At 50.6% G+C, this 13,347-nt stretch carries 11 protein-coding genes, 1 pseudogene and 1 riboswitch; of the genes and pseudogenes, 7 read left to right on the top strand and 5 right to left on the bottom strand.

The features are described 5' to 3' along the window. Window positions 1–9 precede the first annotated feature (9 nt). A complete protein-coding gene (locus tag C2M29_RS09735; protein ID WP_105189600.1) occupies window positions 10–1,332 on the bottom strand; it encodes a sodium-dependent transporter in 1,323 nt (440 codons plus the stop codon). A gap of 195 nt (window positions 1,333–1,527) precedes the next feature. Between C2M29_RS09735 and C2M29_RS09730 the strand changes: the two genes are divergently transcribed. Next, complete coding sequence (locus tag C2M29_RS09730) at window positions 1,528–2,130, top strand: 4'-phosphopantetheinyl transferase family protein (protein ID WP_158684703.1); 603 nt, start codon at window positions 1,528–1,530, stop codon at window positions 2,128–2,130. On the opposite strand, the gene lysC is transcribed toward C2M29_RS09730, so the two are convergent. From lysC to nhaD, 3 genes and pseudogenes are all read right to left on the bottom strand, one after another. Then, window positions 2,096–3,451, bottom strand: coding sequence for a lysine-sensitive aspartokinase 3 (gene lysC / locus C2M29_RS09725; RefSeq protein ID WP_105189598.1), 1,356 nt, complete (start codon window positions 3,449–3,451; stop codon window positions 2,096–2,098). The two genes, C2M29_RS09730 and lysC, sit on opposite strands and share 35 nt — an antisense overlap. A gap of 80 nt (window positions 3,452–3,531) precedes the next feature. Further along, window positions 3,532–3,704, bottom strand: a riboswitch (Lysine riboswitch). 88 nt (window positions 3,705–3,792) lie between these two features. Next, window positions 3,793–4,782: a 2-dehydropantoate 2-reductase gene (locus C2M29_RS09720; protein ID WP_105189597.1), complete on the bottom strand. Its 990-nt coding sequence runs from the start codon at window positions 4,780–4,782 to the stop codon at window positions 3,793–3,795. 187 nt (window positions 4,783–4,969) lie between these two features. Beyond that, a pseudogene (gene nhaD / locus C2M29_RS09715) lies at window positions 4,970–6,216 on the bottom strand (sodium:proton antiporter NhaD). A gap of 329 nt (window positions 6,217–6,545) precedes the next feature. Between nhaD and C2M29_RS09710 the strand changes: the two are divergent. Genes C2M29_RS09710 through C2M29_RS09700 form a run of 3 tightly spaced genes read left to right on the top strand, consistent with a single transcriptional unit; the run spans window position 6,546 to window position 11,167 of the window. Then, window positions 6,546–7,820 carry a hypothetical protein gene (locus C2M29_RS09710; protein ID WP_105189596.1) on the top strand — a complete coding sequence of 425 codons (1,275 nt, stop codon included), beginning with the start codon at window positions 6,546–6,548 and terminating at the stop codon, window positions 7,818–7,820. 2 nt (window positions 7,821–7,822) lie between these two features. Then, complete coding sequence (locus tag C2M29_RS09705) at window positions 7,823–8,377, top strand: condensin complex protein MksE (RefSeq protein WP_105189595.1); 555 nt, start codon at window positions 7,823–7,825, stop codon at window positions 8,375–8,377. After that, window positions 8,378–11,167, top strand: coding sequence for an ATPase (locus tag C2M29_RS09700; RefSeq protein WP_105189594.1), 2,790 nt, complete (start codon window positions 8,378–8,380; stop codon window positions 11,165–11,167). It begins immediately after the preceding gene. A gap of 53 nt (window positions 11,168–11,220) precedes the next feature. Here the strand turns inward: C2M29_RS09700 and C2M29_RS09695 are convergent, their stop codons facing one another. Continuing rightward, window positions 11,221–11,574 (bottom strand): DUF1428 domain-containing protein, encoded by a 354-nt coding sequence (locus C2M29_RS09695; protein ID WP_105189593.1) that lies wholly within the window; start codon window positions 11,572–11,574, stop codon window positions 11,221–11,223. Between the two features lie 289 nt (window positions 11,575–11,863). Between C2M29_RS09695 and C2M29_RS09690 the strand changes: the two genes are divergently transcribed. The 3 genes from C2M29_RS09690 (at window position 11,864) to C2M29_RS09680 (ending at window position 13,317) form a co-directional block, all read left to right on the top strand. Continuing rightward, a complete protein-coding gene (locus C2M29_RS09690; RefSeq protein ID WP_105189592.1) occupies window positions 11,864–12,247 on the top strand; it encodes a VOC family protein in 384 nt (127 codons plus the stop codon). Between the two features lie 39 nt (window positions 12,248–12,286). Further along, entirely contained in the window at window positions 12,287–12,643 is a 357-nt protein-coding gene (locus tag C2M29_RS09685) for a hypothetical protein (RefSeq protein ID WP_158684702.1), read from the top strand. A 140-nt stretch (window positions 12,644–12,783) separates the two neighbouring features. After that, window positions 12,784–13,317: a cytochrome b gene (locus C2M29_RS09680; RefSeq protein WP_105189590.1), complete on the top strand. Its 534-nt coding sequence runs from the start codon at window positions 12,784–12,786 to the stop codon at window positions 13,315–13,317. The last annotated feature ends 30 nt before the right edge of the window (window positions 13,318–13,347 follow it).

The following is a 13,347-nucleotide window of genomic DNA, read 5'->3' as shown; positions in this document are numbered from 1 at the left end:
TTTGTAGGATTATTTCATCGCTACATTGATAAACACGGCGGTCATCAAAATTGGGCACACCAAACGGATATACCACAACAGCGCTTTAATGCCCGGGTGGTTCGACTCGGCCAGCTTATTGCCTCGATTCCACACCCAGCCAAGAGTTAGGAAATAGAACAAGCCCATCAATGGCAACTGGTACTGGGTAAAGACCTGGATCACCAAGCCAAACAGCCAGTCAAAGTTCATAATGATGGTACCCGAGGCGATGGCCACCACTAAGGTCACCAAGGCGGTCGCACGCTTACGATCCATTTGATGATTCTCAACCAAAAAGGCTACCGGGATCTCGGTCGAAGAAATGGTCGAGGTCACTGAGGCGATGGACATCAGCACGAAAAACGCTAAGGCGATCACCAGACCCATGGTGCCCATGGCTTCAAACAGTTGCGGCAAGACCGCAAAAATGAGCTGGCCCTCGCCGATCAGCTTGCCATTGGCAAACACTTCGACGCCGTTATGGCTGGCCACAAAAATGGCCGGCACGATCAGTAAACCGGCTAAAAACGCCACTGAGGTGTCGAGTGCGGCAACGCTCAGGGTTAACTTGCCGAGGTTAGCACCCGGCTTAAGGTAAGAGCCGTAGATCATCATACACCCGACACCAAGCGACAGGGAGAAAAACGCCTGTCCCATGGCGGCGATAATCAAATCCGCATCCCACACCTTGTCAAAGTCCGGCTTCAGATAATGGGCAAAGCCCTCCGCCGCCCCGTCAAGGGAGCCAATATAGAAGATCAGCGCCACCAACAAAACCAAGAGCAAGGGCATTAAGCGCCGTGACCAGGCTTCGATCCCCGATTTCACACCTTGCAAAATAATGCTGGCGGTCAGCGCCAGCATTAAGGGCGTAAATACCAGGTTGCGCGTCAAGGAATCATTGCTTAAGAACTCTGCCGCCGCGGGCATATCGAGCATTTGCGCGATGGGTGCCAACGCATGGGCCAGCATCCAACCGGCCACGATGGAATAGAAGCTCAGCATGATCACGGCGCCGCCCAGGCCCAGGTAACCGGCGCCAGCGCCAAGCTTGGGTGCCTTGTTCTGCCAGGCACGTTTAAGCGCCTGAACCGGGTTGGCCTGTGCCGCATAGCCCAGGTACAACTCGGTAAAGAGCGCGGGCAGTGCCAAGGCAAAAATTACGATAAAGTAAACAAGTAGGAAGGCTCCGCCTCCGTGGTTTGCAGCTTGAGTTGGAAACCCCCATATATTTCCTAAACCCACTGCGGCGCCGGCAGCTGCCAGCACAAATCCTATGCGACTTTGAAAGCCGTCACGATTATTCGTCATTCTTATTGATATCTGTTATTGTTTTGCCGCTATTAAACCACACTTACCATTAACAAAGTAGTCGCCACCAACCATATCGGACCATTCATCCCATGTTTAATGCAGCTTATCGCTTTCCCGCATTACCAAAGACCACACCATCTGTGCCGATATCGGAAAAAGTCTTACTGTGCCTTGGTGCCGCCATTGAGCTCAATGAAGCCCACCTGCACCCAACGGAGCTGGCGGTACTACACAGGCGTAAACCAACCCCAGGCCAAGCGCGAATACCTAAGCAGCCGCCATTGCATCAAGACCCTGGCAAAACAGCTATTTCCGCAATACGCGCACATCCCCCTTACACGTTGGCAGAGTGTGTTTGACGAGCAGGAAAAAGCGCTACAGCTCTATATCGACGGACAATTATTGGATGTCAATGTGGTGATCAGCCACTCGCACGGCCATATCGCCGTGGCCATGACCCAAGGACAGCAATCTCTTTTGGGCCTAGACATTGAAAAGCGGGATGCCAACCGGCGTTTTGCCAAACTGGCGGCGCATTTTTACCCCGAGGTGGAAGCCCGGGATATAGGGAACGATGTCGACACCTTTTTTCGGGTGTGGACGTTAAAAGAAGCCTATGCCAAGGCCGCCAAACAAAGTATCAGCACGCTGTTAAGCCAGCCCATACTGCCCTTACTTGAACGCTTCCCGGCTCAGGTTTATTGTCAGCCCTGGCGGCAATTCGATCTCAGTTTGATCACCGCCAAGGCCGAGGTCGAACTTATCGACCTTGTTCTAACAACTGCTGGTGAATAGCCTGCACCACCCGATCCGACTGTGATTGCTCCACCAAGAAGCACAGGTTGTGCTTTGAGGCGCCATGACAGATCAAACGAATATCAAAACCACTGAGCACCCGCATCAGGTTAAGCTCGCTTTGGCGTAACTGAATCTCAGAGCCAATCAAGGCCACCAAGGCCAGGTTAGTTTCCACACTGACATGACAAAACTCGGCCAAGCGCTCCAGGGCCTCCTGATCAAGCTCCGGGCGACTGGCGTTAGGCGCATTATCCAGGGTTACGGCTACGCTTATCTCCGATGTGGTGACCAAATCAACGGAAATCTTATACTCGCTAAGAATGGTAAACACCCGCGCCAAGAAGCCGCTGGCGAGCAGCATTTCCGGGCTTTTTAACGTCAGCAACAGCTGATTTTTGCGCTGGGTAACAGCGCGAACACCGGTGATCAACTCCTTGCTTGGCACCTTTTCAATCCAGGTGCCGCCACCTTGTGGGTCCTGACTGGAGCCAACGAACACGCCAATACCGCTGCGCGCCGCCGGTAAAATGGTGGCCGGATGCAATACCTTGGCACCGAAGGTCGCCATTTCTGCGGCCTCGTCAAAGGTCAGATGGGCAATGGGCTTTGCCTTATTACATAAACGTGGGTCGGTGCTGTAAATGCCAATCACATCGGTCCAAATATGAATGTTGCTGGCACCACAGGCCTCCGCCAACAAGGCGGCACTGTAGTCCGAGCCGCCACGCCCCAAGGTGGTGGTTTCGCCGTATTCGTCACTGCCGATAAACCCCTGCGTCACCACCACCTGCTCGCTGAGCAATGGCACCAACTCCGCCGTAGCACGTGCCTTGGTTTGTGCTATCTCCGGCTGTGCTTTGCCAAACTGACTGTCGGTTTTAAGTACCGAGCGGACATCGAAGCGAGCCGAGCGTACGCCTTTATCGCGCAGCACCTGGGTGAATAAATAAGAGGATAAACGCTCGCCAAAGCTAAGCAGTTCGTCGCGCTGCGCATTGGTCTGTGCTGCATGCAGTGCGGTGTTTTTAAAATCATTCAGGGTAACATCAAAACCATGGGCTAAATCCGCATCCAGGCTCAGGCACTCGAGGATATTTAATTGGATAGCAATAACGCCGTCGATATGGGCCTGGCGCTCTTCACTGCTGAGCCCGGTTTGGCACAAGGCGACCAGATGATTAGTGACCCCGGCGCTGGCACTGACAACGACAATGCGTACTTGCGGGTCGCTGGCAATAATATCGGCGCAACGGTTCATTGCTGCATGATCGGCCACTGAGGTGCCGCCGAATTTGGCGACGGTAAATTCCTGATTCATTTTCTCTCCGAGATGAAAAATAGGTTATTTTTCAAATACAATCAGGAGAACTTGGCAAGACTTAAAAGAAAGGTATGTCCATTGCCAGAAGCCCTCCACCCAAACAGGTGACAGTTCCGAGGATTCAGCCTCAAGAACCGAAAGCCATTGTGACGAGCAATGTACTTCCTCGGCGATAGTCTCCCTCATAAACGGTCGTGGGCCTACGTCTGCCTCGCGTTTACTACCTAGCTATCGCACCTCTTCTGCTACTGGTTTACGGTATGAACCGCAAACCTAGGCAAGCAATTTAACGTTTGGATGGCTGGATGTCAATCACCACCTGGGCGCTCTTCTGCACTTTATTTTTGCCTGGCGGCCTGGACTAGATCCGCAAGGTCTACTTCACTGCCCCGCTCTCGCTTTTCAATACAGGCTACTATGGCCTGGTTGACCGGTGTCTCTACGCCGTAGCGCTCACCCAGGGCTACCACGGCACCATTGAGGTAGGCGATTTCCGTTTTACGCCCCGCCTGAATGTCCTCCCACATGGACGATCGCGCCTTGGGGTCAATATCCAGCATGGCGGACGCCACACGCTTAAATAACCAATTCGGTAAACTTAGGATCACCGGCACCAGCGCCGGCTTGACCTTGGTAAACTGCGCCAGCTCGATGTTCATGGCCTTACAGACCCCAAGCCATTCGCGCATCGCCGCCGCCAGCACGTGTCTTAACGCTTTATTTTCCAGCTCTTTTTTAATGGGCATATCGGCCACCGCATTAAGGGCATTATTGAGATTCAATAGCAGCTTGCCGTAGATCACCGACTCCATCTGCGCCTCTAATTGACAGTTAAACCCATGCTCGCGCAGGGCCTTGGCTATTTGCTCGGTGCGGACGGTTTTGGCAAACACAAATTCACCCTCGGTGCCCTTATGAAAATGCGCGCCTTGTTGCAACACATTGAATGGAGTAATACCAAACACACAGCTGCGCGCCCCGAACTGGTTCTTGATGGCCTCAAAACTGCCGAGGCCATTTTGCATAAACACCAGCTCGGAGTGCTCGTCGGTGAGGGCCAGCAACTGTGGCAGCGCGGTTTGTAATTGATGACATTTTAAGGTGACAAAAACCATATCAAAGCGCTGCCCCTGGGGTTCGGTAAGCAGCTCCTTGGGCATCAGGGTTTTGTCCAGCCCCTGATAGTCGCTGATATGAATGCCGCCGTTGTTAACAATGGCGTCTTTAATTCGTGCCCGGCATATCAGAGACACCCTGAGCCCCGCCGCGCTTAACAGCGCCCCTAAATAACAGCCCGTCGAACCGGCACCAAAAACCGCAATACGCATAAGCCACCTTTTTTAATACGGTCAATAACTTACTTAATTCGATAATAGTGCGATAAGTTTAAGCACGGAACAATACGCGAAGTAATGTTTAGTGTACCAATCTGTGTGTTCTGGCTGTGAACAAAGACAAAAAGACCACTTAGCATACGCTTAAGTGGTCTTTTTTTTATGCCATGTGGGAGATGGATTACACAAAAGAGCCCATGTAATAGGCGCCCACATACCCCACGGAGTATGCAATCAAGAGATAGAAGCTGTTACGCAGGTAGCTGCCGAAGGTCAAATCGCGCACCTTGCTCATAGCGATAATACCCGCCGCCGAGCCAATCACCAGCATGGAGCCGCCTACCCCGGTAGCATAGGTAAATGCCAGCCAGTTCTGGGTATCCATATGAATATCTGCTTTAAGCAGTGCCGCGGTTAAAGGTACGTTATCGACCGCTGCCGACAGTAGACCCATCAGGTAGTTGGCCTGACTTGGCGCTAACACCTCATACAGATGAGTAAACTGGGCCAGCACGCCCACTTCCTTTAGCGCGCCAACCAATAACAATACACCCACGAAGAACAACAAGGTGTCGTACTCAATCTCACGGATATAGTCGATGATCTGCTTGTTCACATCCTTTTTGCGCATCAAAAACTGTGCGGTAAGGAACATCAAGGATAAGCCGAATAAAAAGTCAACAAGGGCGGAATTTGAAACAGCACACTCATGGTCAGGGTGCCGACGATTGTCGAAAGGAAAATTGCCGCTATGGTAATGTCGGTTTTTTCTATGGGTTTGCGCTCGCCCAGAGAAAAGGTCACCGTGCCGCGCATCTTCATCGATAACAAGGTCGCCAGCACCAGTACACTAAAGGCCGCGGGAGCAATCAATAACAACAGATTTCCTATGGTCACCTTGTCGGCCAGGAAGATCATCAAGGTGGTGACGTCACCTGTGATCAGCGACACGCCGCCGGAGTTAACCGCAAAGATAATCAAGGTCGCGTATTTTACCAGCTTGCGGCCATCGAGTTTCAACGACATCACCACCGCCAGCGAGACTAAGGTCGCGGTAATATTGTCGGAAATCGATGAGAATAAAAACGCAAAACCCGCGATAAGGAACATCAGCTTGCGCTCGCTAATCTTACTTGGCAGTACCCGTTGCACCAAATTTTGAATAAACCCTTTGGAGTTGAGATAGGCAACAAAGGTCATGGCCGCCATTAAAAACAGCCACAAGGTCGCTATTTCTAAAATGTTCTCATTGAGTTCATGCTTAATATGGTCAAGGGAATGACCGTGAAGGGGCGAGATGAAGAGGATAATCCAGCACAACGTGCCGAAAAACAGCGTGGTTTTAGCCTTATTTACATGGATGACGTCTTCCACAACAATAAGCACAAACGCCACGGCAATGAGCGTCAAGATGAGCGCACTGACCATTTTGGGTATTATTCCTTGCGACAAGCGATTTAAAAAAGTACGGCTAAGTTTATTGGTGGTACAAAAATACCCTGATGTACAAATAACAAACTTAGCGATACCATGAGTTATTAACAGACGGTTACAGTCTGCAAGCGGCGCGAATTCTAACATTCATATGACAAAGGGGCTATTACCAATTCGTGGTAAATGACAATTTCTTTACATAATTCTTGTCAACCAAAAACAACGTTCTCCGTAAAGTTAAAGTAACAGCGAAAAGCTATTTTCCCCTTTTGTACCTTTGGTTATAATCCCTGCCTATTGCCAAGCACAAAGAAAGAATATAAATGATAATAGCGAAACGCGTGCTTAACACGCTGACGGAGCTATGGCCGGTGCTTGAGACCCTGATGAAACGTTTCAAAATGGGCGACTTTAGCATCAAGGAAGTGCAAAGCATCATAAAACAGCACTTTCCCCATTATTCCGGCGCCCAAATTTACAAAGAAACCAACCGCCTGCTCAGCCAAGACATTCTTGTTCCCTTAGCAAAATCATCGCAATTGGAGATCAACCGTGCGGTCAGCGATTTTGCCGCGTATTTATTGCAAGATGAAAGCCTGGGCGTGGCCGCGGAAATTCATGTGTTGGTGGAAGACTTGGATCGCTTAAGCAATAAGCTTTCTAAAGCGGTCAACGACGATGATTACGGCGATATCAGCCGCTACACCCGCATTATGGATGAACGGGTACGCAAAATCGTCAAACTCTATAAGCACAATGAAAACGCCATTTATAACCTGGTAGAGCAAGCCAAGGCCAATGGCTCAAGCATGTCCCTGAGTAAGCGCTATAAGGCGGTGATTGAAGCCTTTGACGAATACATAGAGCCAATGCTGGAGATGCTCGACATCAGTGGTGCCTTCCAAGTTTGCTTCGATGCCATTGAGTTAGGTCTCACCGAGCACCTGTTGCACCTTAAACAAAGCGGCCGCGACACCAAAACCATTCGCATGTTGGAGCAGTTGCGCACCCGTATTCTCGATATGCACCATATAGGCCGCGAAAGCCTGCGCCAAAGTGCCGATATGTTGATGCCGCTGCGCGAAGAACTGAGACAAAACACCCTGATCACCCGTCAGGCCGCCAAAGTGCTGGGACTTATTCGCAAACGCGGGCTCGATAATGTCATGAGCGCCCATCAACCGTTTTTTGCCAGCGACCCTATGCATCACCAATTGGGGAGCAATGCACAACTAGTGGCCTATATGGCCGGCCTCAGCGAGTTCGAAGAGCACGATTTTGAAATGCCCGACGCCAGTGCCGCCGAGCCCTATCACGCGCCAAACATTCCTAGTTTCAGGGATGTGCGTGCCCTCTTTAAACCCGCTAAGGGTAAAAGTAAGGTACGCAAACAGCAGCTTATCGATGTGTTGGATAAGCATTATCCGGAGCTGGATCCCGACGAGCTGCTTTATCTGTACCAAAAACTTATTAATGACGCTTCTTTGACCCTGAGTCAAAGCGAGCAGCTTGAAACTAAAACCATCGCCGGCAAGCGCTTTGCCTTGTATCCCTTTATCGATGCCAGCGATGCTACACCAACTAACACTAGCGAATAATTATGAGCACCATAGACTTAACGCAGCTCACTCAGTTGCATTACATCAATAAGAAACTGGTCAGCGGCTATCATATCAGCGAGCAAGACAATCTCGCCTGGCAAGAGCTGGACCAGCAGCAAGAGCAATACGCCGCCCTGTTTAGTGCCCTGGGTCATACCTTGGTGCACGACGCCCGTGGTTTTTTCCATTTTGCCACCGATGAGGGCACCGCCAACATGGGTAAGATCTCCCGAGCCATTGCGCTCTTTATCTATACCCTGATTGAGCATTACGCCAACCAGGGCCAGGACCCGATGCGCGCGCTGTTCGACAAAGACGTGGATCTTGAGCTGTGCCAGGAGCTGGTGCTGCACAATAAGGTGCTTTACGACCAGTTGGAGATTTTCTCCGGCACCGATCTGCGCAAGGACGTACTGATGCGCATGGTACGGCTGGGCATGGCCAAGGCCAAAGACAAGGACAGCGTCTTTCGTTTACTCGCCCCCATTCACCGCTATCTCGATGCCCTGCTAGAAGTAAATGAAGACGCGCTCGAAAGCGCCGAGGAGCTATAAATGCAGCAATTACACGGTCTGAGTAAACTAGCCCTGTTAAATACCGCGGGCTATGCCAAGTGCGTCATTCCACTGGATAAGAGCAGCTCTATTTGCGCCCCGAACAACACGGGTAAAAGCTCGGTGATCAACGCCCTGCAGTTTCCCCTTATTAATGACCTGCGTCTGACCGAATGGGATGGCCACGATTTAGAAGAAACCCGCAAATTCTATTTTAATTCCGACCAGTCCTATATCTTGCTTGAGGCCGATCTGCCCCATGGCAAGGTGGTGATTGGTGTGGCGGGCCTTGGCAAAATAGCCGGCTTTGCCCATCAGTTCTTTTGTTATAACGGCGCGCTGAACCTCGATGACTTTACCGACAACAAGCGCATCGTCAAATACACCCGCTTGTTCAATCACCTCAAGGACAAGGGCTTTAACCCCATCGAACTTAAGGCGCAGGAACTCAATGCCCTATTAATAGGCGGTGCCACGCCCTTTGACGGCGACATCAACCTGCGCATGATCCCGCTCAACAATGTCAGCGATGCCGCCACCTATAAAGAAATCTTCCGTCGCATGCTCAACCTGCATAAGCTTGGCGCCAGCGATGTGAAACGCTTTATGATGCGTGTCTTTGAGCGCCATATGTCCAACGCTCATGTCGATTTTTACGAGGTTTGGCAGCGGGCATTCGACAAGGTTAATCGCGCCCGCCGTGAGCTTAATGCCCTGGAAACCATGCAAGAGCCCATTGCCGCACTGGAAAGTATGTTGGAACACCAAAGTGCACTCAAGGGCAAGCTTGGCGCCTATGCGCCAAAAATCGATCTCGCCCTGGCAGAATTCGATACCTTTTATGAGGACCAACACGCCACCTTGGCTGAGCAGCTTGAAGAAATCACGCAGGAGAAGGAAGAGTTCGAGCAAAAGCAGCGCCTCTACGTGCAACAGTCTCGGGATATCGAGCGCAAGCTCACCGAGCTGGGGGCCTGGTTTAGCGATTACGATGCCCTGCATCGAGAGTTTGAACTGGCCAACAGCGCTACGCTACACAGTGAGTTAAAAGCACTAAAACAAGAATACGAAGCCCTGTCGCACTCGCTCAAAAGCGCCGAGGGTCAAAGCCTGCATACTCTGGATTACCGCATAAAAGAAACGCAAAAGCAGATTAAGAGTTTGAAACTGCAATTGAAGAACCTGGAGTACAACCTCTTTACCCGCATGCGCGAAGACTTGTCGCTTAAAGAAGTGGAAGAGATTTCACGAGTACTTAACCCGGATCTGCTTTCTTTTGCCACCAGCAACGGCGGCGAGGTCAATATTAGCGATGAAGATGCCTTTGGCGTATTTTTAACCCAGCTCACCCAGGCGGTGCGCGGTGGCGAGCTGGTCGTGCCCGGCGCGACCATTTCCCTGAAAAAACTGCCGGTAGTACAGATGCAAAGCGGTGCCGACAAGGCACAGCTGAGCGAGCAGTTGGCATCCCTTGAGCGCTCACTTAACGATCTTCAAGCCCAGCGCGAGGTGGCTGCCGATGTCGCCGGTAAACAGGCTGAGCGTGATGCCCTGTATGAGCAACTAATGGCCCAGGAAGCGGCGTTAAAACGCTTTGAACAATATCAGGTGATGCAACGCTCTGCCGAGGCCCAACAGGCCCTGCAGGAAAGCCTCCATGGTGAGCAAGAAGAGGTGGATGCACATTTGAGCGAAGTGCAGCAAAATGCCGCCGGCATTGCCGACCGCCGAGCCATTATCAACTCGAAAAAAGAAGCGCTGGAGCGTCAAAAAGCTCGTTTGCAGCAGGTTAAGAGCGAGCGCTTGGATCACACCCTGGATTTTATCAGCGGCAAGGTCACCCCCTATCTTATCGATATCACCTTTGATCTCGATGCCCTGGCCGACACCATTCATGGCTTTAACAAGGATTGTCAGGAGCTGCGCAACTTCGATATCAATGTGCGCAATACCTATTTGCATATCTACAACGCCGGCATTACCAAGTTTGATAACGAAAGCGATGAGCTAAGCAAGTACCAAAAGCTGATCAGCGCCTATCATAACCTGGATAACGAGCGCGAAGCGGTTAACCGTCAGGCCCGGGTGGCGCTGACCGACGTTGCCGCCACCATCAAAGGACTGCGTCAGGACTTAAACCGCTTAACCGCAGAAATGCGCCTGTTTAACCAAGGCATTAGCGAGCACCAGATCTCAAACCTCAAAGGCTTTAAGATTGAAGTGGTACCAAGAAAAACCCTGGTGCAAAGCATAGACACCATACTCTCCACCTCGGATCTTTACGAGCAAGGCGACAGCCTGGATTTATTGGCGGAGCAGGATGTACACGAAAGTGAGGTGAATGAGGCCAAAGATCAATTGATCAAGCTCGCTTCCGACAAGGCAGGACTGACGCTGAGCGATCTTTTCGATATCCGCTTTGAGGTGGTTAACCGCGCTGGCGACACCGAGTATTTCGATAAAATCGACTCGGCCGGTTCAAACGGTACCCGTATTACCATCAAGTTGTTGTGTGGCATGTTGTTTATTCGCCATCTGCTGTCGGATAAAGAGAAAAGCCAATACCGAGTGCCCTTGTATATCGATGAAGCCGCCGATATCGACCCGCAAAACCAGCAGGCCATTATCGAAACCGCACTGAGTTTTGGTTTTGTGCCCATCTTTGCCTCGGTTAAGCCGCAGATCAGCTGCGACTATATCGTCCCTATCCGCACCCTAGGCGATGGCAAACAAAACTGGGTGGATGAAAAGGATTGGATCCGCGTCGAAAACGAAGCGCTGGTTTCTTAATTTATAAAGGGGCTTTCGCCCCTTTATGTATTTTTATTTGGGTAAAAATGGAATTATTCGTCAACCAATATTTCAAAACCACCGTAAATCATTCGCTTACCACCAAAGGGCATGGGATTTAATTGCTCCTGACAGGTAGGGTCCTGCATAAATTCTGCCCAGCCCTGATCACGCACTTCTTTTGACGGCCACCGGATCCAGGAAAACACCACGGTCTCATCATCTTTGCATTGCACCGCCATGGGAAAAGATGTCACCTTGCCTTCGGGTACATCGTGCCCCCAGGTTTCCACCACGCGCTCGGCGCCAAACTTTTTCAACAACCCGGCGGCTATTTTCGCGTGTTGGCGATATTCTTCTCGTTTTTCCGTTGGCACCGCACAGACAAAACCATCAACATAACTCATTTTTATTCTCCTTGGTGCCCGCGCGGCACCTTTGCATTGTGTGTTAGGGGCCGCCCAAAGCCAGCTTGTTCCTTGCGAATTTTAGAGTGACTTTCTAGCGGCTTCGTTTACTACCGCCCCTATAGCATGGATTATTCTCGGTGAAACGTCGGTAAATTTATCCCTAATGACGGCCAGCACAACGGCTTAGTCATGATTCTCTACAATAAATTCAGTACCTTGCATATACTCATTCTATTGCCCCTAAGTCACTACGCTTTAGTATCCATCCATCAACAGGAGAGAATAAATGATTGCCTATACCATGATTGGAGTGAGCGATTTACCTTCGGCTAAAGACTTCTACGGTCCCCTGTTTTCACAGATGGGCATGGAAATATGCTGGCAAGAGGAGAACTGTGTCTCTTACGGCCTTGCCGAGGATGAGTCGGTACCGCGCTTTTTTATAGGCTATCCATTCGATGGCAAGCCAGCCGGTCCAGGCAACGGCACGATGACGGCCTTTAGGGTGCAATCACCGGAGCAAGTCGTTGCCTTGCATAAAATGGCGCTGGAAAAAGGTGGCAGCGACGTCGGCGCCCCCGGATATAGGCCGCAATACGGTGATGGCTTTTATGCCGCTTATGTACGCGATTGCGATGGCAATAAACTCGCTTTTGTTGTCTATCCTTAATCTAAGCCAGTTTAGCGAGCCGCCAGGGTGACCAATTCATTGTTTCAGCCACTTTTTTTAATTACGTTTTTTACCGGAACCTTTATTGGCTTTCGCTTTGTGCTCGCGTACTTACGGGTAAAAGAAGAGACCAATAAAAGGGCCCTGGTGCTCAGCATCAGCTTTTTAGTCATTCAACTTATGTGTGGCTGGATTATCGACCTTGTCGGCCTTATCGAGCCCGCCACACTTATCGTCTCGGTGATACTCTTTGCCTTCGTCCTAAGAAGGGTACTGATACTTAAGCTGTGGCAACTGATCGCCATTCCCATCGTGGTCTCGATGATCTCCACATTATTTATGGCCCTTACCTTTATGCTGGCCATTCGCTTATTTGGTCCCACCGGCGTAAATTAGCACCCCCGGTGTAGGAGTAAAAACATGATCCACATCCTGTTTTGTGTGAAATTTGCACTTCTTTACGCTCAGCGCCATCGAAAATGAGACAATTTTCGCCCATACTGGGTTTTTAGTATCGCTAACTCAGAGACTTAAATATGGATAATAAACTCTCTACCCCTACCATAGTGTTGCACTGGCTAACCGGCTTGTTATTTATCGGCGTGTTGGCATTTGGTCTCTATGTTGAGGAGCTGCCTAAGGGAGATGAAAAGCTTGAGCTGCTGGCGCTGCATAAATCCTTTGGCATTACCGTGCTCTGTTTTGCCTTTGCCCGCTTGCTATGGCGCCTCAAAGAAGGCGAAATTTCTCATGTCGCCGAGCTGAGCAGGATACAGGAAATGGCCGCCAAAACCGTGCATATGGTGCTGCTAATAGGCACCTTGTTGATGCCCATTTCCGGGTTAATGATGAGCATAGGCGGCGGCCATGGTGCAGCGATTTTTGGTTTCGAGCTCTATCCCCAAAGTGAAAAAATCGAATGGATGGGTAACCTTGGGCACGATATTCATGGACCAGCTGCCTGGGTGTTGCTTGTGACCCTACTTGTGCATATTGCCGCGGCCATAAAACACCATTTTATCGATAAAGATAAAACCTTAAGTCGTATGCTGGGGCGTAGCAGCGACTAATTCAAAAATAAGATGGGGAGCCTAGGCTCC

Origin of the sequence: Pseudoalteromonas sp. T1lg48 (genome assembly GCF_002964785.1) — a bacterium.
Classification (GTDB): Bacteria; Pseudomonadota; Gammaproteobacteria; order Enterobacterales; family Alteromonadaceae; genus Pseudoalteromonas.
This window is presented reverse-complemented; position numbering and strand designations above follow the sequence as displayed.